Raw genomic sequence first — 20,448 nt, 5'->3', positions numbered from 1 at the left:
GCACTCACGCGCCGAGGGCGACAAAGGACTGGGAGGTCGCGTCGTCGGAATCATGTGTCCGGGCAAGCGCTTCGGCGAGCCCGTCACCGGCGCGCAACTGTTCGTGCAGGCGCAGCATCAGCGGAACGGTCGCAGGGTCGGACACAGGTACGACGCTCGCCACCACGCCGGCCGATCCGAGCGCCACCAACGCACTGACCAGACCCACCAGCTCGTCGGCACCACTCGGTCCACCGAGCGCCGAGCTGCAGCTGGACAGCACCATGCGGTGCGGCGCCCTCTTCAGGCGTTCGAAGTCGTACACCGTGAGCGGGCCGTCATCCAGCTCGATCGCGGAGAAGAGCGGACTGTCCGCGCGGAACGTGCCATGCGCCGCCACATGCACGAGCGATGCCCCGTCGATCGCCTCCAGTACGGCGTCGGCGGTCGCGCTGCCGTCCGCGAGCACGACAGCATCCGGATACAGCTCGGCAAGCCGCCGTACCTCCTCTCGTCCGGCCGCCAGATGCGGTCCGCCGATCAGTACGACGCGGTCGACCGGTGGAGGCTCAGCCCGCATCGCGCGTACCCACGCTGCGGCTGACGGGACCACCGACGTCGGACGGGTCCGCAGCGACGGCAGAAGACTCCAAGGAACCGCATGCAGCCGACCGGTCGGTACGACGACTACCGGTTCGTCGCCGAGGTGCTGCAGCGTGTCGCCCAGCAGGGCCGATTCGAGCCGCGCTCCGATCGTGTCGAGCATGAGCTCATGCTTGCCACGCCGGGCGTTCTCGCGACGGAGTGCGAACAGGGCATGCGAGAGCGTATGAGTCGCCGCCGAGGTCGGCCCGATCGGCCGCAGCCGAACCTGCCTGCGCGAAGCCACCACGGCGTACAGCCGATCCTCGAGGTCGACAAGCTCCACCAACGTCCGCTCACCAAGCTGTTCAAGCAACTCAGCAACCCGAAGCCGCTCACGCCGCCCGTCGAGCTCCCCAGGCGTCAACAAAACCCGCTGCCGCACAGCAGCCTCGAGCCGCTCGCGCTCGCGATATTGGTGACCGGTGCCCGGCCCACGATCGTGACTCGACTCCATGCGCTGGGTGAGATCGCGCAGCGCGGCGAGGTCCGCGACCAGTCCGTCATCTGCTTGCGGCCGTACCGGTGGAATGGCGAGAACCGTCGCGCGCCAACGCTCGCTCCACTCGAGCACCTGGCGACCGCTGCCGTGCTCGACGGCGTACCGAAGCGCCATCGCTGCGAGTTCTGCGCCCTGGGCTGTGGCCAGGGCGCGCAGTTCGGTTGCGCCCAGAGTCCGCACGTAAATCTCGATCAGGCTCAAGCCCTGCCTACACGCGCCCAGCATGCCGCGCGATCGGCCACCGTCCTGGTGCAGCAGCGCTTGAGCGAGCCAGCCGGCACCGCGCGTTCGCAGGCCACGCTTCCGTGCTCTGGCCGCGATGCTCAGGTGGCGCACCGCTTCGGGGCTGTCCTTTCGGGCGAGTGCGATCCGGCCGGTCAGCAGGTGTGCCTCCGCGGCGAGATCCCGGTCGAGCTCGTCGAGCACCGCACTGACCCGTTGACCGGCTCGCAGCAACGGCGCCGTCCGGCCGCCGTTCGCAAAGCGAGTCTGCAGCAAACCCAGCTCGGCCCGCGCTGCCCACCACGGACGTTGCTGTCGCTCGAACAGCTTCAGCGCATCGCGGTTGCGGCGCTCGGCCAGCTCGAACTTGCCGGCCGCGTGCGCGGCCAGACCGGCGCACAGCAACAGCTCCGCGTGCCGCGCCGACGAGCCACGCTGCGCCTCGATCCGGTCGAGCGCGCTGTTGATCTCGACCAGGGCTTCGTGGGTCAGACCGGCAGCCAGCAGCATCAAGCACTTGTTGGCGTACAAGTCGGGCTCGAGCACGCCGAGCTCCTCGACCATCCGCTGTGCGTCGTCCAGGAATTGCAGCGCAGCCGGCAGATCACCTCTGGCGAGCGCGGTGGCGCCGCGCGCCTGCCGCGCATCGGCGTACTCGACTTCCTGGCCGCCCTTCAGGAACAACTCCTCGCTACGGGCGTAATCCGCGTCGGCGCGATCGATCACGCCCATCGCGAGCAGCACCATTGCCCGCATGTGGAACGCCCGAGCCTCCCAGACGAGGTCGCCGGTGTCGGCCAGGGACTCGACTGCCTGCTCGGCATCCGCGAGCGCCTCGGTGTACCGTCCGAGCAGAGCTCCGAAGACCCAGGAGCGACGGATCAACAGCCGGCCGGTCAGCACGCCGGTCCGGCCGGGTACGACGGCGTCGAGCGCGGCCAGCCCGCGCTCGGTCTGACCGCCCATCACCAGAGCCACACCGAGCGTCGCGAGAATCTCGGCCTCACGGTCGTGATCCGTCGTCCTGCGAATCGATCGGTACGCCGCCTTGAGTTCCGCGATCGCCTCGCGGATGTCGCCGAAGTCGCGATGGACGAGACCTGCCGCATGGTGGGCCGCGGCGGCCTCGGCGTCGGACGGGGTTCCGGCCAGCACGTCGTGAGCGATCCGCAGGGCCTCGGTGGGACGCGACAAAGCAAGCGCATGCATGTCGTCTGCGTCCATCGCAGCACCCGCCCTCCCATACGCGGACAAGTCCGATCGTAGTACGGCAATTTCCAGGTCAAGGAAGGGCAAGGGAGGGTGCAACATGTCCGAGCAACAACGTCTCGTAGAGGCTGTCGAGCTCATTCTGGAACAGGACCCCCGCGCGGAGGCCTATCCGCCGGACTGGCGAGACGAGGTACGTGTCCAGTACTTCTACCGCCGCAACAGCATCCTGGTCCGGACGCCGGACGCCGACCGCGTGCGGCAGACTCTGCGGGGGATTCTCTCGGGAGGCGATGAGAGCGTTCAGCGGGACATCGGCATCGGTGATGCGCCGGTGATTGCCGGGGTCGTCAAGCTCGAGTGGTCCGGCGACGACTTCTCGGTGCCCGAGATTCTCGAACAGTTGGACGAGTTGCTCGAGGCCGGGATGGCAACCCCGGTCCATGGATTGTCGTTGTGTCCCGGCAGCGGGCACCCCTGTCCGGCGACCGAGCCGGCAGTCGTCTCGTCCCAATCCTTCAGTCCGGTGCCGCCGGTGAGCGATGGGATCTGCTGCGGGACCCACGGCTGGGACGGTGACGGTGTCATGGTGGGCGTCGTGGACGGCGGTCTGTTCAAGGACGCGCCGACCAGGTGGCCGTGGATGGCGGGCGTAGACGGCGATGAGGATCCGCTCGTGAAGAAGACCATCGAGCCGTACGCCGGTCACGGCACCTTCGTCGCCGGATGCGTACGGTGCGTCGCGCCGCACGCGGACATCTATGTGGAGCGGGCGACGCAGCATGCGGGATTCTTGTTCGAGGACGAGATCGTCCCGCAGCTGGTCGAGGCGATGGACCGTGGCCCCGACGTCATCGTCTGCGAGTTCGCCGGGACCACCCGGTTGCACCTGCCGATGCTCACCTTCAGTGCCTTCTACGACGAGTACCTGCGACAGGTGAACGTGGTCCTCGTCGCTCCGGCCGGCAACGACACGAGCCGGCTGCCGTTCTACCCCGCGGCGTACTCGTGGGCCGTCGGAGTCGGCGCCCTGTCGGCGAACGGGACCTCTCGGGCGGACTTCTCCAATTACGGCGGCTGGGTCGATGTGTACGCACCCGGCACGGATCTCGTCAATGCCTTCGGGGTCGGCGACTACCTGACCATCCACGAGCACCCGCAACAGACACGATCCTTCGTCGGACTGTGCAGCTGGAGCGGGACGTCGTTCTCGGCTCCGTTGGTGGCTGGGATGATTGCGGCGCGGATGTCTGCGACCGGTGAGAACGCACCGCAGGCGACCGAGGCGCTGCTGCGGTTCGCCCGTAGCCAGGCTGTCCGTGGAGTCGGGCCGGTTCTGTTACCCGACCAGGTGTGCGGTACGCCGCGCGAGGCATGCCACCACGGCTGCGATTGCGCCTGCAAATGAGTGGTGTTGTTATGAAGTATGGCCAGAACGCATCGGATGGAATGCACGGCAAGCCCAGCCGGCCTGCTGTTCGAATGTCTTGACGGCTGCGGCCGTCGTGTCGTGGTCGACGGGGCAAGCGGAGAACTCACCATCGTCGACCACGGCGACCGAACCGCGCTGCACCAGGGCTCGAACGGAGGCGTCAAGCTCACTGCCACAAACGTCGACTGACGTGCCGCGTTGACACCTCAGTGGTGCGCGACGGTGAAGCTGATGACGTCGGCGGTGCCGTCGGTGGTGAAGAAGGCGAGGTGGGCGGGGGCTGTGGTGTAGTGGCGGAAGGACAGGGCTGTTTGGTTGTCGAGGATGGCTTGGCCGGTGGTTCCTTGGAGGCGGACCTGGAGGGTGTGGCGGCCGGGTGGGAGTGGGTGCGGGCGTTCCAGGTCGACGGCGTGCGGGATGTCGCCGTTGACCTGCCACTGGGCGGGACCGGTGCGGCCTCGGGGCCAGGTGTCGAGGACCAGGCGGTTTTGCTTGGGCTCCAGGCGGAGGATGGTGGCTTGTTCGCCGTCGGGAGACGCGTGGAGCAGGAGGCCCAGGGATTGGGTGCCTGGGGCAACGTCTACGGTGAGGTCGATGAGGCAGTCGGCGGGGACCGGGTCGCCGATCCAGGCGGAGTAGCGATCAGATGCACCTTGACCCGGCTCGCTCGCGGCGCCGTCGACGGGCTTCAGTGAGACCTGCTGTACGTCGGAGTACGCCGCGCGAAGCTCCTCCGGCAACGTGAAGGCCAGCGTGCCGTCGGCGGATTGATGGGCTTCGAGGACGGCGAGATCGCCCGCCCATTGCCACGCACCGTCTTGTTTTGTAGGGATCCAGCCGATGAAGAAGCGGCGTCCGTTGTGTTCGACGGACTTGGCTGCGTAGAACGCTCGGCCGTCGACGGTGTCGTGGGCGGGGGCTAGCCAGGGGCCGTCCGGGTCGCGGGAGATCCGATAGCGGGTCTGGAAGGCGTCGCTGAATTCGGAGTACACCAAGTACCACCAGTCCCCCCATTGGAAGACGTCCGGGCACTCCTGGGTGATGTATCGGTGCGGCTCCCACAGCGGCGGTGCCAGAGTCCATTGCTCCAGGTCGGTCGAGGTCAGGCGGGCGACGACACCACACCGGCGATCCGGTCGGCCGACGTACCGGGCCGCGAGGACCATTTGCCATGGCTGATCCGGCGACACCCTGTAAACAAAGGGATCTCGCCAGTCCTGCGGCACGTAACCATCGGGCGCACCGAAGGTCAGGTCAGGCAGCTTGGTCCATCGCGTCGGATCCCCATCGCTGACCGCGTGGCAGACGACCTGGAACGAGCCGTCGGCATCCCCGAGGCGCGGATTGTGGCCTGTGTAGAACAGGTGCAACTGCGAGCCGTCCGCGATCACGCTGCCCGTGTAGCAGTCGAAGTCGACAGCGTCGCGGTCACCGGCGGGCAGCACGACGCCATGGTCGACGTACTCCACGAAATCGGTGGTGGACACGAGCGCCCACGGCATGCCGGTCGGCTCGTCCAGTCGCTCGTCCAGCAGGTAGAACAGCCAGATCCGGCCGTCGTAGCTGAACGGGATGACGTCGCCGACGTACCCGCTCATCGACGACTCCTCGGCGGTGCGCCGACCGACTCACGCTCGACCAGTTCACAGTCGACGATGATCCGTTCGGGCGCGTCGTCCGGCGAGCCCAGCACCAGTTCGCCGGCGCGACGGCCGAGCATCAGGTGCGGCAACGCGGCCGTGGTCAGCCCCGGACGCACCTGGTCTGCGACATCAGGCTGATCGTCGAAGCCGACGATGCTGACGTCCTTGGGGCAATCCAGCCCGAGAGCATGCAAGGCGAGCATCGCCCCGATCGCCATCCGGTCGTTCCCGCAGACCAATGCGGTCGACCGGTGCTCGGTCACCACCTCGGTGGCCAGGTCGTACCCGGATCCGATCTGGTAGTTGCCGTACCGATGCACGAGGTCGGACGGGCGCAGACCGGCCGCTCGGGCGGCATCGTCGAAACCGCGGCGGCGCTCCTTGCAGGCATAGTCGTTGCGCATGCCGCCGAGGAAGGCGACCTCGCGATGCCCGCGCTCGAACACCGACGCCGCCGCGGCGCGACCACCGGCGTACTCGTCGGCGAGCAGGACCGTGTCGGCCTTGCCCTCCTCCGGCCAGCAGTTCACGAAGATCGTGCGAATGCCATCGAGCCGTGGGCTGCGATGCAGCGGCTTGGGCGCGAGTGACGCGTAGACGATCGCGGCGACGCCCTGCCCCACCAAGCTCGCCACCGCGTCGTCCCCCTCGCCCGGATCGCCGGTCGTGTCGACGACCATGCAGACGTAACCAGCCGGCTGGACGACCTGTTGGAGACCGAGCACGATCAGACCGGCGTACGGCTGGGAGACGATGCCGCTGGTCACGACGCCGACCGTGAACGACTTGTTCGACCGGAGCAGCTGGGCCGCCCGGTTCGGGACGAAGTCGAGCTCGGCCGCGGCCTCGAGCACGCGCCGCCGGGTCTCCTCGGCAACCGCGACGTCGCGGCGATCGTTGAGGACGAACGACACGGTGGGCTGGGACACCCCGGCGCGCTTCGCGACATCGGTCATCGTGACGCGCTTCGGCCGACCGGCCGGCTGCTTCGCCATGGTCCCCCTTCACGGTGAGCGGCTGCGTTACCGCAGCCAATTTTCTATCACAGCTGGACCCAATACGTATTGCGCCCTACCGTACACCGCTGCTACCGTCCCCAGTCAATACGTATTGGGTGGCTTGCCGGGCCACTCGAGCGGCCAAGGAGGAACCCCATGACAGGCATCCATCCCCCCGGTGGCCCGATCGCCCGCCGTACCGTGCTGAAGGCCGGGGCGGCCGGTGGACTCGGGCTCGCAGCGCTGGCCGATCTGGCCGCCTGCGGCAACAGCGGCGGCGGCTCGTCGTCGAAGTCACTCAAGATGCTGTACTTCGGAGAGCAGGCGGCGGCGACCCAGCTGCAGAACCGGTTGCAGCCGCAGATCTCCAAGCTCGACTCGACCATCAAGTTCGAGATCTCGGCCATCAACGGCACCGACTGGAACGACTTCCTGGCCAAGGTGCTGACCCAGATCGCCGCCGGGACCCCGCCCGACATCATCAGCGTCGCGACCGAGGGCCTGCAGCTGATGGCGTCCAAGGAACTCGCGGTCCCGTTGGACGACTACGTCACCAAGGACCTGTCCGCGCTGAAGGAGTATTTCGCCGATATCCACCCCGCGCTGGTCGAGTCGATGATGTACCAGGGCCACCTGTGGGAGCTGCCCGACAGCTTCAACGCCGGGAACATGTTCTACAGCACCGAGCTGTTCCAGCGGGCCGGCGTCGTACCGCCGAGCGAGGGCTGGACCATCGACGACTTCGAGTCCGCGGCAACGAAGATCGCCAAGTTCAAGGGCATCAACGCCTTCGGCTGGGTGGTCCGCCTCTGGGGCAGCTGGACGTCGTTCATGTACGCCAACAACGCGAACCTGCTCGAGGAGGGCAAGTACGACGGCGGCGACTGGCTGTGGAACAATGCGTACGCCGGTGATCCGGCCGCCGCGGGCCGTAAGGGCGGCTGGAAGTGGGGCGCGCCGACCGCGAACTCCGAGGGCACCGTCGAGGCGCTGAACTACATGATCGAGCTGACCAAGAAGGGGCTGTCGCCATCGCCCGACGTCGGCGGTGGCGGCACGCTGCAGGGCCTGTTCGCGTCGAACCGGATCGGCATGTCGATCGGCGGCGGGTTCTGGGCCGGCGGGCTGACGAACGCCGGGATGAAGAACGGCAGCTTCGACGTACAGCTGTTCCCGAAGTGGAAGAGCCAGCGGCACCTCTTCGGCGCCGGCGGCTACGCGATCTTCAAGTCGTCCAAGAAGAAGGATCTCGCCTGGGAGGTCCTGAAGCTGCTGGTCAAGCCGGAAACGTTCGACCTGGTCTTCCCGGGCAACGTGACCACGCCCGGCCGCAAGTCCCTGGTGACGGCCGAGCGGTACGCGAAGACCGGACCGAAGCACTGGTCGGTCTTCTACGACACGCTGACCAAGCACCCGGAGACCGCGCCGATCCCGGCCCCGCCGTACTACAACGCGCTCGCGACCGCACTGAACCAGCGCACGACGCAGGCGATCTCTTCCGGCGACGCGAAGGCTGCGCTGGACGGATTGCAGTCCGACCTCGAGAAGGCAGCGGGGGCTAGCTGATGTCGGCCGCCACCGCTGAGGTGCCGGCTGCCATCGCCAAGCGCCGCCGGCACCCGTCGTCGCATCGGGAGGCTCCGTTCGGCTTCGCGATGATCGGGCTGTCGTGTCTGTTCGTCGCGGTCTTCACCGCGATCCCGATCGTCGCGTCGCTGGGGTTGTCGTTCTTCTCCTGGGACGTCATCTCGAGCCCGCAGTTCGTCGGGTTGGAGAACTACCAGCGGCTGTTCACCGACGGTCCGGTGCTGAAGTCGTTCGGCGTCACGTTGGGCATGGCGCTGGCTGTCGTCGTGCTGCAACTGACTCTCGGTCTGGGGCTCGCGGTCCTGGTCAACCAACGCAAGCTGGTGTGGATCCGGACCATCTTCCGTACTGCGTTCTACCTGCCGCTGCTGGCGTCGACGGCCGCCGTCTCGATCTTCATGGGCTACATGTTCGACTACAAGTTCGGCGTCGTGAACTACTACCTCGGGCTGCTCGGCATCCCGAACGTGCCGTGGCTGACGAGCGGATTCGGAGCGGCCACGACGATCGTGCTGGTAGCGGTGTGGCAGCAGGTCGGGTTCACGTTCGTCCTGTTCGTCGCCTCGTTGATGTCGGTGCCCACCGACGTCCTCGAAGCCGCGCAGATCGACGGAGCCGGGCCGTTGCGGACGCTGTTCCGGATCAAGGTCCCGTTGATCAGCCCGACCATCCTGTTCGCCGCGGTCGTTGCCCTGATCAACGCGATGCAGCTGTTCGACCAGCCGTACATCATGACCAAGGGCGGCCCGGGGACGGCGACCACCACGGTGACGATCTCGATGTACCAGAAGGGCTTCCAGAACCTGCAGTTCGGGTACGGCTCGGCGATCGCGATCGTGCTGCTGGCGGCGATCCTGATCATCACCGGACTGCAGTTCCTGGCAGCGCGAAAGCTGGTGTTCTACCAATGACAGAATCCACCGGAACCCTCGCCCGGATCGGCCGGATGACCGGCATCGTGGTCCTGGTCCTCGCCGCAATGGTTGCCCTCGGCCCCTTGCTCTGGACGGTCACCACCTCGCTGCGGACACCGGCCGAGGCGTTCAGCAATCCACCGCAGTGGATCCCCCTGCACCCGGACTTCTCCAACTACAGCGCGGTGTTCGACCGGATCCCGATCGGCCGGTTCTTCTTCAACAGCGTGGTCGTGACCGGGCTGATCGTGATCGGCCAGACCATCACCTGCACGCTGTCCGGCTACGCGTTCGCGATGGTCAGCTTTCCCGGCCGCTCGGTGATCTTCGGGATCTTCCTGGCCACGATGATGGTGCCGCTGCAGACGATCATCATCCCGGTGTTCGTGATCATCCGGTACCTCGGTCTGTCGGACAGCCCGATGTCGCTGGTGGTCTCGGCGCTGGGCAGCGCGTTCGGGACGTTCCTGATGCGCCAGTACTTCATGCAAATGCCGAAGGAACTGGGAGAGGCGGCGCGGATCGACGGCGCCGGCCACTTCCAGACCTTCCTGCTGATCTACGCCAAGATGGCCGGTCCGGCGATCGCCACGCTCGCGATCCTGAACTTCTCCGGCTTCTGGGCGGAGTTCTACCGGCCGCTGATCTTCCTGCAGACCCAGGACAACTTCACGCTGCCGCTGGGCCTGGTCGGCCTGCAGGGAAACCTCGGCACCGGTTCGATCTCGGTGGTGCTGGCCGGCGTGGTGCTGGCGATCCTGCCGAGCGTAGTGCTGTTCATCTTCGCCCAGCGGTACTTCATCGCAGGCATCACGGCAGGAGCTTCACGGTGACCCAGACCCGATCCGCACACCGGTCGACCGGGACGGTGGCACACCTCCGTCCCAGGTACCACGTCCGGCCGCCCGGCGGATACCTCAACGACCCGAACGGGCCGATCGAGCTCGGTAGCGACGTACACCTGTTCTTCCAGTCGCGGCCGACGCTCGACCTGCAGGCACCGGTCGAATGGGGGCATGCCACCTCGACCGACTACGTGCACTGGACGCTGCACCGGCCCGCGATGGCGCCGCAGCCGGGCGGGCCGGACACCGACGGCTGCTGGTCCGGCAATACCGTGCTGGACGACGGCCGGATCCGGGCCTTCTACTCCGGGCGCGTGGACGGCAGCCCGTACCAGTCGGTTCTCACGGCTGTGTCTGACGACGGCGGCGCGTCGTTCGGACCGGCGTACCAGGTGGTCCCGGATCCGGATGAAGCGGTCATGTTCCGGGATCCCTTTGTCTGGAAGGAGAACGGGACCTGGTGGATGGTGGTCGGCGCCGGGTACGTCGATCGCGGTGCCAGCCTCGCGCTGTATCGATCACCTGACCTGTCGGAGTGGACGGCAGTCGACCCGCTCGCCGAGCTCCCTCGTACCCGGGTGGGAGGGGAGGACACCGGGTCGGCGTGGGAATGCCCGCAGATGCTGACGATCGACGGCCGGCGGATCGCCGTGGTTGCTTCGTGGTCGCCTGAGGGCGGGCCGGGCGAGGTGCTGTCGTTCGATGTCGACGTACCACCGGCACCGCAGCGGGTGGATCACGGCACCGACTTCTATGCGGCGTCGGCGGTGCGCGAGAGCCGATTCGGTCCGCTGCTGTTCGGCTGGCTGCCGGAAGGGCGCGATCGTCCGGGCTGGAACGACGGCTGGGCCGGGGTGATCTCACTCCCCCGCGTGGTCTGGCTGGGAGCGGACTCTTCGCTGCGGAGTGCGCCCGTACCGACGATGGACACGCTGCGGACCGATTCGCCCGCCAGCACTGCTCAGCTCGAGATCGTCGTACCGGAAGGCTCAGGACGCGTCGTCGTTCACTTCAGCGACGAGGAGTACCTGACCTTCGAGCTGGACGCCGACACCTTCACGATCGACCGGAGCCACGCGAGCGTTGCGCCGTACGCCCACGGTGGGCGGATGGAGGTGACGGACGCCTTCGATCCGGCGTCGGACCGGCCGGCGCTCCGGATCTTCCTCGACGGGTCAGTGGTCGAGGCCTTCACCAGCGCAGGTCGCGTGCTCAGCACGCGCGTCTACCCGACGACCCCGCCCCCCTGGCGAATCGAGGCCCCAGCAAACACGCAGTGCTGGGGCCTCGCTCGCTGATGGAACTACTACTCGCTGACCTCTTGGTCATAGTGCGTGGTGAACGAGACGTGGTCCACGCCGTTGAAGACGGCCCCCGGGATCGGGCCGTAGTTCGTCATGGCAGTCGCGGTGCCGTTGAACTTGCTGAACGCGTACTGATTGCCGGACTGCGTGGCATTGTCGACGGCAGTCACCAGGGTGCCGCCGCGGGTGCCGCAGCCCTGAGCGACGAGCGACTCGTACTTGTCGAAGCCCGAGGCGCGGATCAGCTTCATCACCGGCTTCGCACCGGCGGCGATCGGGATGTGCGCGGTCCAGAGCGCACCGGCGGTGGTGGTCATCAGCAGCGTGTCGTACGTCGCGGTCTCGCTGACCACCGTCATCGTTTTGAAGCCACGGAAGCCCGGGATGGGGCCGAGTGCCTTGAAGCCCGCGCCGACGATCTGGTAGCGGTACAGGCTGTTGTTGGTGTTCAGGCCGTACAGGTACGCGTGCCTGGGGTTCGCGATGCTGTAGTTAGAGGTGGCGATCGTCTTGAAGTTGGTCCAGCCCGTGCCGACCTTCTTGAACGTCGGGACCGGCGGCTTGGCGTCCGGCAGATACGTCGTCTGGCGGTACAGGCTCGAGCCCTGCAGCATCAGGCCGTAGTAGTAATACTGCGTGCCGGCAGCGTTCACCGCGCCGTACCAGGTCGCGTTCGCGCGGGTGGCGACGTAGTTGAACGGCTCGAACGATTCCGCGCTCGGAGTCGCACCGGCCGTCACGTCGATCTCCTGCATCATGCCCGCGGCCGTCGGCACGCCGACGTAGTTGATGCACGGGCCACCGACGGCCAGTGCCTTCACGGCCCCCGGGTGGGCGACCTTGTCAGAGAAATGAGGCTTTGGGTCGGTCTTTCCGGCGAAGGCCGGAACCGACGAGACAGATGCGCCCAGCAGGCCGATCCCGGCCAGTGCGAGCGCAAAGCGCTGCAACTTCATAGGAGTTCCCCCTCCGTTTTGGTCTCGATTAACTCGAGATCGCGCTGACTATAGCGGAGGAAGGGAGCATTAGTGCATACATTGCAGCTTGATGCAAATCGGCCCGACGCCCTCCAGCCCGTCACCTGGAGGGCGCCGGAGCTGGTCAGGCCCGGGTCCGGCGGAGTCGGGCGGGCCGGCTGGTGCGGGGTGACCTTGACTGTGACCGAATTGGAATTGTCGCTCGGATCCGGGTCCGGCCTACTGCGCAGGTGATCTTCTGCCCGATAGTGCACCGGTCCGGCTTGCTTGCCAGGCGGAGCCCGGCGGGGAGCTCGTCGGTGACCGTCACCCCGGCCGCCAACGACGGTCCGGTGTTGTGTACGGCGATGACGAAGCGCAGCTTGTTCCCGGCAACGACCGTCGTCGCAGACGCTGTTCTGTGGACGCTCAGGTTGCGGACTGCGACCGCCGCGTCCTGCGGCCTGATTGCTGGGGCGTCGCGTCCAAAGCGAGTGCGCCCGGCGGCGGCGTGAGCGCTCCGGCCCGCTCGGTCAGCACGGTCAGTCAACAGGCCGGCGAGGAGGCGTCTACCTCACGAGGCGGGCTGCGCAGCCAGCACAAGTGGATGGCGCCACGGGGCCAAGGACGCTCGACCCACCCCATGGGCGGCACCACCTGGCAGTCGCACGCGCGGCAGCCCGCAGGTCCGGCGGCAGCCGGAAGGTCCCGGCGGTAGCCGGAAGGGGTGCTCCGGCACTGAGCCGGGGGTGGGTGGGTAGCGCGCGCAGCGGACGCGCCGAGGAGCGCAGCGACGAGAGGCGGCTGCGTAGCACGCGGGGGCTGCTTACACGACGTACGCCGCGGTGGCTTGTTCTACGTTGGTGCGGGTTACGTCGGGGGCTAGTTCGACGAGGTGGAAGGTGCCGTTGGCAACGTCTAGGACGGCTAGGTCGGTGATGACTCGGTGGACTACGTGGCGGCCGGTTAGGGGGAGGGTGCAGGAGGTTACGAGTTTGGGGGCGCCTTTGCGGGTTAGGTGTTCCATGAGGACGACTACGCGGCGGGCGCCGGAGACTAGGTCCATTGCGCCGCCCATGCCTTTTACGACGGCGCCGGGGACCATCCAGTTTGCTAGGTCGCCGGTTGCGGAGACCTGCATTCCGCCCAGGATTGCGACGTCCACGTGCCCGCCGCGGATCATGGCGAAGCTGGTGGACGAGTCGAAGTACGACGCTCCCGGTACGACGGTGACCGTCTGCTTGCCGGCGTCGATCAGGTCCGGGTCGACCTCGTCGTCGTACGGGAACGGACCGACGCCCAGCACCCCGTTCTCCGCCTGCAGGGTGACCGACGAGCCGGCCGGTAGGTGGTTAGGGACGAGGGTCGGCAGTCCGATTCCGAGATTCACGTACTCGCCGTCGTTCAGCTCCGCCGCCGCTCGGGCGGCCATCTCGTCTCGGGTCCACGGCATGTCAGGCCTCCGGTCGCGGGCGGGTCGTGCGCTTCTCGATGCTCTTCTCCTCGGCCTGCTCAGGAGTGAGAGGTACGACGCGCTGTACGAACACGCCGGGCAGATGGACCGCATCCGGATCGAGCGCTCCGACCTCGACGACCTGCTCGGCCTCGACGATCGTCAGGCGACCGGCCATCGCGGCGACCGGGTTGAAGTTGCGCGCGGCGGCGTGGAACACGCAGTTCCCGGCGCGATCGGCGACCGCGGCGCGGACCAGCGCGACGTCGGTGACGATCGCCTCCTCGAGCACCATCTCCCGGCCCTGGATCGTGCGGACCTCCTTGGGCGGCGACGCGACCGCGACGGTGCCGTCCGCGGCATACCGCCACGGCAACCCGCCCTCCGACACCAACGTCCCCACGCCGGTCGGAGTGAAGAATGCACCGATCCCGGCGCCGCCCGCCCGCAGCCGCTCGGCCAGCGTGCCCTGCGGAGTCAGCTCGACGGTCAACTCCCCCGCGAGGTACTGACGCGCAAACTCCTTGTTCTCCCCGACGTACGACGCAATCACCCGACTGATCCGCCCTTGTTCCAGCAGCAGTCCAAGGCCCGCACCGTCGACACCGCAGTTGTTCGACACCACGGTCAGGTCCCGCGCGCCCTGGTCGAGCAAGGCCCCGATGAGGAACCACGGGATGCCGGCCAGACCGAATCCACCGACCGCCAGACTGCTCCCGTCCGGGATGTCAGCGACCGCGTCGGCCGGTGTCGCGAAGACCTTGTCCACGCTCATTCGTAGTCCTCCTGAAGGTGGGCGATGACGGCCGGCGTCACCAGGTCGGGTCGTTCGGCGGCGGCCAGGTGAGCGGCGTCCGGTACGACGAGAAGTTTGCCGTGGGCAACTGACGTGGCGATCCGCTCGAGCTGCCACGGCGGAGTAGCCGGATCGTCGGCGCCGGCGATCGCGAGCGTCGGCGCGGTGATCGCGGGGAGGTCGTCGATCAGGTCCATCGTGGCGATGGCCTCGCAGCACGCGGCGTACCCGTCGGCCGGCGTCGAGGCAACCATCTCTTCACACGCAGCCCGCACCTCAGGATGCTCAACCAGCCAGCCCGGCGTGAACCACCGTCGTACGACGGCCTCCGCCACGGCCGCCGTGCCCTTCGCGCGGACAAGCTCAGCCCGATCGGTCCAGCCGCTCAAGGGATCGAGGCGGGCGCCGGTGCAGAGTACGACGAGGCGGTCGATGCGGGACGGATCGCGCGCGGCCAAGCGCAGGCCGGTCATGCCGCCGAGCGAAAGTCCGACGAAGTGGGCGCGCTCGACAGCGAGATCGTCGAGCAACATGACGACGTCGTCGGCGAGGTCGTCGATCGTGTACGGGCCTGGCGGGACCGGGGAACGGCCGTGGCCGCGGGTGTCGAAGCGGACGACGCGGAAGTGCTGCTCCAGGCCGGTGAAGTTCGCGTCCCACATCTCCCAGGTGGAGCCGAGTGAGTTCGCGAGTACGACGACCGGGGCATCAGGTCGACCGGTGACGAGATGAGCCACCGTCATCTGACGGCCTCGAAGATTGCCGCGATGCCTTGGCCGCCGCCGATGCAGATGGTTTCCAGGGCGTAGCGGCCGTTGCGGCGGTGGAGTTCGTGGGAGAGCGTGGCGAGGATGCGGGCGCCGGTGGCGCCGAGCGGGTGGCCGAGGGAGATGCCTGAGCCGTTGGGGTTGAGGCGGTCGTCGGTGGGGTCGAGTTTCCATTCGCGCAGGCAGGCGAGGACTTGGGCGGCGAAAGCCTCGTTGAGTTCGATCAGGTCCAGGTCGTCGAGGGTCAGGTCGGCCCGGGCGAGGGCTGCTGCGGTGGCGGGGACCGGGCCGATGCCCATCACCTCCGGTCCTACGCCGGCGACGGCCCACGAGCGGAGGGCGACCAACGGACGAAGACCGCGGCGCTCGGCCTCGTCGCGCGTGGTGACGATGCAGACCGCAGCCCCGTCGTTCTGCCCGCTCGCGTTGCCGGCGGTGACGGTCGCGTCGGGGTCGCTCTTCAGCATCACCGGACGGAGTGCGGCAAGCCCGTCGAGCGATGTGTCGGGCCGCGGATGCTCATCGACGGAGACGAAGGTGGTCTCCCCCCGACGACCTGCAACCTCGAGCCCGACAATCTCATCTGAGAAGTGGCCTTCAGTCTGTGCGGCGATGGCGCGTTGGTGGGACCGGAGGGCTAGCTCGTCCTGTTCCTCGCGACTGATGCCGTACTTCCGGCGCAGGTTCTCGGCGGTTTCGAGCATTCCGCCGGGGACCGGGTGGTACTTGCCGCCGGCGGTTTCGCGGGCTCGGATCAGCCTGTCGTCTAGCTCGACGTTGCCGCGTACGCCGGTGCGCAGACCGAGCGCGTAGTGCTCGACCTGCGACATCGATTCGGTGCCTCCAGCAACGACCACGCGTGCCGCGCCGGTCGCGACCATGCCGGCGGCGTACAACACGGCCTGCAGACCGGAGCCACACCGGCGGTCGATCTGCACCCCCGGCACCGACACTCCGAGCCCGGCGTCGAGCGCGGCGATCCGGCCGATCGCGGGGGCTTCGCCGTTCGGGTAGCACTGGCCGAGGATGACGTCGTCGACATCACCTTCGCCCAGACCGGTACGCCGTACCAGCTCCGTGAGCGCCGCGGTGGCGAGGTCGGCGGCCGACAGCGTGGACAGTGCCCCGCCGAAGCGGCCCACCGGCGTACGGATCGGTTCGCAGATCACCACATCGCTCATGCCCTCGACGGTAGGCCGTACGGACCGATATGGAGAAATACTCATTTACGCTCGATCGAGACTCTGAGAGTATGAATCGTGGAGCTGCGTCACCTGCGGTACTTCGTCGCCGTCGCCGAGGAGCGGCACTTCGGTCGCGCGGCGGCCCGCCTGCACATGGCCCAGCCGCCGCTGTCGCAGCAGATCCGTCAGCTCGAGGGCGAGCTCGGCCTGGAGCTCCTCAGAAGGACGACGCGCCGGGTCGAGCTGACCGCGGCCGGTGAGGCGTACCTGGTCAGAGCCCGGCAGATCATCCGGGCAGTGTCGTCGGCCGCCGGCGAGGCGCAGCGGATCGCAGCCGGACTGCAGGGGCGGTTGGTGATCGGGTGCGTGGGCTCGGCGACGTACAGCCTGCTGCCGCAGTTGGTGCGGACCCTGCGGGAGGAGCTGCCGGACATCGAGGTGGCTGTGCAGGGCGAGATGCTCGCGCCCGACCAGGCACGGGCGCTGGTGGACGGGCGGATCGACCTCGGTCTCCTCCGGCCGCCTGTCGACGACGATTCGCTGCAGGTCGAGGTATTGCGGGCCGATCGGCTGATCGTGGCGGTGCCGGACGGGCATCGCTTGGCTGCGCGACGTCGGGTGCGGCTCAAAGAGCTGGCGGACGAGGACTTCGTGATCCACGCCGGCGGTGGGCGGTCGGTGATGCACGACACGGTGCTCGCGCGCTGCCGGGCGGCCGGGTTCGAGCCGCGCGTTCGGCACGAGGTGGCGGAGACCTCGACGTTGGTGACCTTCGTGGCGGCCGGTCTCGGGATCGCGGTGGTTCCGGCGCCGGTGGCGGAGCTGATGGTCCCGGGCGTCGCCTATCGCGCCCTCAACGGGCAGGCAACGGTCGAGTTGGCGGCGGCAACGAGGGCTGGCGACGAGGCGCCCCACCTGCAACGCGCGCTCGCCGTCCTAGCCAGCCTGGTTCAGTAGAAGCCGTCGCGAGAGTGCGCGTCCAGGCGGCGCGTTCCACCCAGCAGGCGCAGATCCTCGGCGATAGCCGCCGCGGTCTCCTGCATCAGCGGGATGACCTTCTCGACGATCTGGCTCTCGGTGCGCCGTCCGACAGTTGTCGAGTACGCGAGGGCCGCGAGTACGGCGCCATCCGGCGTACGGACCGGGACCGCCGCTGACAGCAGTCCGTCCTCAAGCTCGGACTCCACGACGGCGTACCCGTCCTGGCGCACCCGATGCAGCGCATCCCGAAAGACCGTCGGGTCGGTGATCGTGCGCTGCGCCAACCGCGGCAACCCGGCCGACAGCACCGCGTCCACGACCGACGCATCGGCCCACGCGGTCAGCACACGTCCCATCGAGGTCGCGTACGCCGGCACCCGGCTCCCGACGTCGACGGAGACCGCCATGATCCGGCGGACCTGGACGCGGGCGACGTACACGACGTCGGTCCCGTCGAGCTGCGCGAGTGACGCCGATTCCTGCGTCTCCTCGGCCAGCCGGAGCAGATGCGGCTGCGCGGTCTCCACGAAGGTGTGCGTCGCGGCGTAGTGCTGCCCGATCGTCAGGACCCGCGGCGTCAGGGTCCAGCGGCTGCCCACGGCGGCGACGTACCCCAGCTTCTGCAAGGTCAGCAGGATCCGGCGTACGGCGGGACGCGACAGCCCGGTCGCCGTCGCGACCTCGGCGAGGGTCGGCGTCGGCCGGTCGGCGTCGAACGCCAGCAGTACGGCGAATCCGCGCTCGATGCTCTGCACGTAATCGCGCTCGCTCCCCTCCCCAACCATGCGGGCCATCCTTCCACGGAAAGTTGTTGAGCCCTTGACAGTCGCCGCCGAGGGCTCCAGTGTCTTGTCGTACGCCAAGCGTACTTGCTGTACGCAGAGCGTACATCCGAAAGAGGTGACGCAGATGGACTCGCGAGAACTCCGGAACGCGTTCGGCCAGTTCGCCACCGGCGTGACCGTGGTGACCTGCACCAGCGAGGAGGGCCGGCCGCACGGCGCGACCGTGAACGCCTTCACCGCCGTCTCCCTCGAGCCCGCGCTTGCGCAGGTCACACTCGGCCGCACATCGAAGGCCTGCCAATACCTGGACGGCAAGCCGTTCGCGATCAACGTGCTCGCCGACGACCAGCTCGACGTCGCCTGGCATTTCGCCGGGCGGCCCATCGACAAGCCAGACCGCGCGCCCGGCTGGGTCGACGGTCCCCTCGCTCCGCTGCTCGAAGGCGCGGCCACGACGATCTCGTGCCGGCCGTGGCGGACGTACGACGGCGGTGACCACCTGATCGTGATCGGCGAGGTGGACGCGGTCGACATCACCGCCCGGGACCCGCTGCTGTTCCACGGCGGCCGGTTCCGCAACCTCGGTCCGGTCGAGACCCACTGGTCGGGATCGCTGGACTGCCCCGAGCGCGGCTGGTTCGACGCCGCGGCCGTCTTCACCCCGCTTGCCCTTGCCTGAAAGGACTTTCCATGACTACGACTGTCGAGCCGCAGACCACGACCAAACGCCCGATGACGGGAGCGGAGTACCTGGACTCGATCCGCGACGACCGCGAGATCTGGATCTACGGCGAACGCGTCAAGGACGTCACCGAACACCCGGCGTTCCGCAACCCGGCCCGGATGACCGCCCGGCTGTACGACGCCTTGCACGATCCCGCCACCAAGGACGAGATCACCGTCCCGACCGACACCGGCAACGGCGGCTACACGCACGCGTTCTTCCGTACGCCGCACAGCGTCGAGGACCTGCAGAGCTCACGCCGCGCGATCGAGCACTGGGCCCGGCAGACCTGGGGCTGGATGGGCCGCAGCCCGGACTACAAGGCCAGCTTCCTCGGCACGCTGGGCGGGAACACCGACTTCTACGCGCCGTACGAGGAGAACGCGAAGCGCTGGTACAAGGAGTCGCAGGAGAAGGTCCTGTACTGGAACCACGCGATCATCAACCCGCCGGTCGACCGCAACCTACCGCCGGACGAGGCCGGTGACATCTTCATGCGGGTCGAGAAGGAGACCGACGCCGGCGTGATCGTGTCCGGCGCGAAGGTGGTGGCAACCGGTTCGGCGATCACCAACTACAACTTCATCGCGCACTACGGGCTGCCGATCAAGAAGAAGGAGTACGCGCTGATCTGCACGGTCCCGATGAGCGCCCCTGGTGTGAAGCTCATCTGCCGGCCGTCGTACACCATGCAGGCCGACGTGATGGGCAGCCCGTTCGACTACCCGCTGTCGAGCCGGCTGGACGAGAACGACACGATCTTCGTCTTCGACAAGGTGCTGGTGCCGTGGGAGAACATCTTCCTGTACGGCGATGTCGACAAGATCAACGGGTTCTTCCCGCAGTCCGGGTTCATCCCGCGGTTCACGTTCCACGGCTGCATCCGGTTGTCGGTCAAGCTCGACTTCATCGCCGGATTGTTGCTCAAGGCCCTCGAATGCACGGGCAGCAAGGACTTCCGCGGCGTACAGACCCGGGTCGGCGAGGTGATCGGCTGGCGCAACCTGTTCCGCTGCATGGCCGACGCGATGGCGCTGAACCCGGACCCGGGACCGAACGGGACCGTCCTGCCGAAGCTCGACTACGGGCTGATCTACCGGCAGTTCATGATCACCGGATACCCGCGGGTGAAGGAGATCATCCAGCAGGATGTTGCCTCCGGCCTCATTTACCTCAACTCCAGTGCGGTCGACTTCAAGACGCCTGAGGTCCGGCCCTATCTGGACCGCTTCGTCCGCGGTTCCAACGGGTACGACGCGGTCGAGCGCACCAAGTTGATGAAGGCGCTGTGGGACTCGGTCGGCACCGAGTTCGGCGGACGGCACGAACTGTACGAGCGGAACTACTCGGGCAACCACGAGAACGTGAAGGCCGAGATCCTGTTCGCCGCCGAGGCGCAGGGCGAGACCGCGGCGATGAAGGGCTTCGCCGAGACCATGCTCGCGGAGTACGACCTGGACGGCTGGACCGTCCCCGACCTGATCAACCCGACCGACGTCAACCGGATCCTGAACCGCTGAAGGAG

Annotated in this window: 19 protein-coding genes; 9 read left to right on the top strand and 10 right to left on the bottom strand. The window is 67.8% G+C overall.

All coding sequences use genetic code 11. The features are described 5' to 3' along the window. Positions 1-4: 4 nt before the first annotated feature. On the bottom strand, positions 5-2,569 hold the full coding sequence (locus tag ACQPYH_RS09205; protein WP_432889022.1) for a CHAT domain-containing protein: 2,565 nt from the start codon (positions 2,567-2,569) through the stop codon (positions 5-7). An 85-nt stretch (positions 2,570-2,654) separates the two neighbouring features. On the opposite strand from ACQPYH_RS09205, the gene ACQPYH_RS09200 reads away from it, so the two are divergent. Beyond that, on the top strand, positions 2,655-3,962 hold the full coding sequence (locus ACQPYH_RS09200) for a S8 family peptidase (RefSeq protein WP_432889020.1): 1,308 nt from the start codon (positions 2,655-2,657) through the stop codon (positions 3,960-3,962). 230 nt (positions 3,963-4,192) lie between these two features. On the opposite strand, the gene ACQPYH_RS09195 is transcribed toward ACQPYH_RS09200, so the two are convergent. Together ACQPYH_RS09195 and ACQPYH_RS09190 are read right to left on the bottom strand one after the other, a co-directional pair. Beyond that, positions 4,193-5,584 carry a glycoside hydrolase gene (locus ACQPYH_RS09195; RefSeq protein ID WP_432889018.1) on the bottom strand — a complete coding sequence of 464 codons (1,392 nt, stop codon included), beginning with the start codon at positions 5,582-5,584 and terminating at the stop codon, positions 4,193-4,195. Beyond that, positions 5,581-6,624 carry a LacI family DNA-binding transcriptional regulator gene (locus ACQPYH_RS09190; RefSeq protein WP_432889016.1) on the bottom strand — a complete coding sequence of 348 codons (1,044 nt, stop codon included), beginning with the start codon at positions 6,622-6,624 and terminating at the stop codon, positions 5,581-5,583. Before ACQPYH_RS09190 ends, ACQPYH_RS09195 begins: the two co-directional genes overlap by 4 nt. Before the next feature lie 159 nt (positions 6,625-6,783). Between ACQPYH_RS09190 and ACQPYH_RS09185 the strand changes: the two genes are divergently transcribed. The 4 genes from ACQPYH_RS09185 to ACQPYH_RS09170 are packed head-to-tail and all read left to right on the top strand — an operon-like array spanning position 6,784 to position 11,271. Beyond that, on the top strand, positions 6,784-8,193 hold the full coding sequence (locus tag ACQPYH_RS09185) for an ABC transporter substrate-binding protein (protein ID WP_432889014.1): 1,410 nt from the start codon (positions 6,784-6,786) through the stop codon (positions 8,191-8,193). Beyond that, positions 8,193-9,125: a carbohydrate ABC transporter permease gene (locus ACQPYH_RS09180; RefSeq protein ID WP_432889012.1), complete on the top strand. Its 933-nt coding sequence runs from the start codon at positions 8,193-8,195 to the stop codon at positions 9,123-9,125. The genes ACQPYH_RS09185 and ACQPYH_RS09180 overlap by 1 nt, the downstream gene beginning before the upstream one ends. Next, positions 9,122-9,961 (top strand): carbohydrate ABC transporter permease, encoded by an 840-nt coding sequence (locus ACQPYH_RS09175; RefSeq protein ID WP_432889010.1) that lies wholly within the window; start codon positions 9,122-9,124, stop codon positions 9,959-9,961. The genes ACQPYH_RS09180 and ACQPYH_RS09175 overlap by 4 nt, the downstream gene beginning before the upstream one ends. After that, the gene (locus tag ACQPYH_RS09170; protein WP_432889008.1) at positions 9,958-11,271 is read left to right on the top strand and encodes a glycoside hydrolase family 32 protein; all 1,314 of its coding nucleotides are present in this window, start codon (positions 9,958-9,960) and stop codon (positions 11,269-11,271) included. Before ACQPYH_RS09175 ends, ACQPYH_RS09170 begins: the two co-directional genes overlap by 4 nt. An 8-nt stretch (positions 11,272-11,279) precedes the next feature. Here ACQPYH_RS09170 and ACQPYH_RS09165 read toward each other — a convergent pair whose 3' ends face one another. Further along, positions 11,280-12,233, bottom strand: coding sequence for a hypothetical protein (locus ACQPYH_RS09165; protein WP_432889006.1), 954 nt, complete (start codon positions 12,231-12,233; stop codon positions 11,280-11,282). Between the two features lie 145 nt (positions 12,234-12,378). After that, complete coding sequence (locus ACQPYH_RS09160) at positions 12,379-12,615, bottom strand: hypothetical protein (protein ID WP_432894362.1); 237 nt, start codon at positions 12,613-12,615, stop codon at positions 12,379-12,381. Between ACQPYH_RS09160 and ACQPYH_RS09155 the strand changes: the two genes are divergently transcribed. After that, a complete protein-coding gene (locus tag ACQPYH_RS09155; RefSeq protein WP_432894701.1) occupies positions 12,554-12,748 on the top strand; it encodes a hypothetical protein in 195 nt (64 codons plus the stop codon). The genes ACQPYH_RS09160 and ACQPYH_RS09155 overlap by 62 nt on opposite strands. Positions 12,749-13,059: 311 nt before the next feature. On the opposite strand, the gene ACQPYH_RS09150 is transcribed toward ACQPYH_RS09155, so the two are convergent. From ACQPYH_RS09150 to ACQPYH_RS09135, 4 genes are read right to left on the bottom strand one after another with little or no spacing between them, the layout of a single operon-like run. After that, positions 13,060-13,686, bottom strand: coding sequence for a 3-oxoacid CoA-transferase subunit B (locus tag ACQPYH_RS09150; protein ID WP_432889004.1), 627 nt, complete (start codon positions 13,684-13,686; stop codon positions 13,060-13,062). A 1-nt stretch (position 13,687) separates the two neighbouring features. Next, the gene (locus tag ACQPYH_RS09145) at positions 13,688-14,461 is read right to left on the bottom strand and encodes a CoA transferase subunit A (protein ID WP_432889002.1); all 774 of its coding nucleotides are present in this window, start codon (positions 14,459-14,461) and stop codon (positions 13,688-13,690) included. Then, positions 14,458-15,225: a 3-oxoadipate enol-lactonase gene (gene pcaD, locus ACQPYH_RS09140; RefSeq protein ID WP_432889000.1), complete on the bottom strand. Its 768-nt coding sequence runs from the start codon at positions 15,223-15,225 to the stop codon at positions 14,458-14,460. The genes ACQPYH_RS09145 and pcaD overlap by 4 nt, the downstream gene beginning before the upstream one ends. Beyond that, positions 15,222-16,430 carry an acetyl-CoA C-acetyltransferase gene (locus ACQPYH_RS09135; RefSeq protein ID WP_432888998.1) on the bottom strand — a complete coding sequence of 403 codons (1,209 nt, stop codon included), beginning with the start codon at positions 16,428-16,430 and terminating at the stop codon, positions 15,222-15,224. The genes pcaD and ACQPYH_RS09135 overlap by 4 nt, the downstream gene beginning before the upstream one ends. A gap of 78 nt (positions 16,431-16,508) precedes the next feature. Between ACQPYH_RS09135 and ACQPYH_RS09130 the strand changes: the two genes are divergently transcribed. After that, positions 16,509-17,390: a LysR family transcriptional regulator gene (locus ACQPYH_RS09130; RefSeq protein ID WP_432888997.1), complete on the top strand. Its 882-nt coding sequence runs from the start codon at positions 16,509-16,511 to the stop codon at positions 17,388-17,390. Here the strand turns inward: ACQPYH_RS09130 and ACQPYH_RS09125 are convergent. Further along, the gene (locus ACQPYH_RS09125; RefSeq protein ID WP_432888995.1) at positions 17,384-18,199 is read right to left on the bottom strand and encodes an IclR family transcriptional regulator domain-containing protein; all 816 of its coding nucleotides are present in this window, start codon (positions 18,197-18,199) and stop codon (positions 17,384-17,386) included. The two genes, ACQPYH_RS09130 and ACQPYH_RS09125, sit on opposite strands and share 7 nt — an antisense overlap. Before the next feature lie 124 nt (positions 18,200-18,323). On the opposite strand from ACQPYH_RS09125, the gene ACQPYH_RS09120 reads away from it, so the two are divergent. Together ACQPYH_RS09120 and ACQPYH_RS09115 are read left to right on the top strand one after the other, a co-directional pair. Further along, on the top strand, positions 18,324-18,878 hold the full coding sequence (locus tag ACQPYH_RS09120; protein WP_432888993.1) for a flavin reductase family protein: 555 nt from the start codon (positions 18,324-18,326) through the stop codon (positions 18,876-18,878). 11 nt (positions 18,879-18,889) lie between these two features. Next, positions 18,890-20,443 carry a 4-hydroxyphenylacetate 3-hydroxylase family protein gene (locus tag ACQPYH_RS09115; RefSeq protein ID WP_432888991.1) on the top strand — a complete coding sequence of 518 codons (1,554 nt, stop codon included), beginning with the start codon at positions 18,890-18,892 and terminating at the stop codon, positions 20,441-20,443. The last annotated feature ends 5 nt before the right edge of the window (positions 20,444-20,448 follow it).

Origin of the sequence: Kribbella sp. CA-245084, assembly GCF_050942355.1 — a bacterium.
Taxonomy (GTDB): Bacteria; Actinomycetota; Actinomycetes; order Propionibacteriales; family Kribbellaceae; genus Kribbella.
This window is presented reverse-complemented; position numbering and strand designations above follow the sequence as displayed.

Bases quoted from the DNA above. Each gene is read 5' to 3' on its own strand.
- ACQPYH_RS09120 (WP_432888993.1), top strand. From the start codon at position 18,324: ATGGACTCGCGAGAACTCCGGAACGCGTTCGGCCAGTTCGCCACCGGC.
- ACQPYH_RS09200 (WP_432889020.1), top strand. From the start codon at position 2,655: ATGTCCGAGCAACAACGTCTCGTAGAGGCTGTCGAGCTCATTCTGGAA.
- ACQPYH_RS09145 (WP_432889002.1), bottom strand. From the start codon at position 14,461: ATGAGCGTGGACAAGGTCTTCGCGACACCGGCCGACGCGGTCGCTGAC.
- ACQPYH_RS09175 (WP_432889010.1), top strand. From the start codon at position 9,122: ATGACAGAATCCACCGGAACCCTCGCCCGGATCGGCCGGATGACCGGC.
- ACQPYH_RS09205 (WP_432889022.1), bottom strand. From the start codon at position 2,569: ATGGACGCAGACGACATGCATGCGCTTGCTTTGTCGCGTCCCACCGAG.
- ACQPYH_RS09185 (WP_432889014.1), top strand. From the start codon at position 6,784: ATGACAGGCATCCATCCCCCCGGTGGCCCGATCGCCCGCCGTACCGTG.
- pcaD (WP_432889000.1), bottom strand. From the start codon at position 15,225: ATGACGGTGGCTCATCTCGTCACCGGTCGACCTGATGCCCCGGTCGTC.
- ACQPYH_RS09125 (WP_432888995.1), bottom strand. From the start codon at position 18,199: ATGGTTGGGGAGGGGAGCGAGCGCGATTACGTGCAGAGCATCGAGCGC.
- ACQPYH_RS09150 (WP_432889004.1), bottom strand. From the start codon at position 13,686: ATGCCGTGGACCCGAGACGAGATGGCCGCCCGAGCGGCGGCGGAGCTG.
- ACQPYH_RS09115 (WP_432888991.1), top strand. From the start codon at position 18,890: ATGACTACGACTGTCGAGCCGCAGACCACGACCAAACGCCCGATGACG.
- ACQPYH_RS09135 (WP_432888998.1), bottom strand. From the start codon at position 16,430: ATGAGCGATGTGGTGATCTGCGAACCGATCCGTACGCCGGTGGGCCGC.
- ACQPYH_RS09180 (WP_432889012.1), top strand. From the start codon at position 8,193: ATGTCGGCCGCCACCGCTGAGGTGCCGGCTGCCATCGCCAAGCGCCGC.
- ACQPYH_RS09195 (WP_432889018.1), bottom strand. From the start codon at position 5,584: ATGAGCGGGTACGTCGGCGACGTCATCCCGTTCAGCTACGACGGCCGG.
- ACQPYH_RS09165 (WP_432889006.1), bottom strand. From the start codon at position 12,233: ATGAAGTTGCAGCGCTTTGCGCTCGCACTGGCCGGGATCGGCCTGCTG.
- ACQPYH_RS09190 (WP_432889016.1), bottom strand. From the start codon at position 6,624: ATGGCGAAGCAGCCGGCCGGTCGGCCGAAGCGCGTCACGATGACCGAT.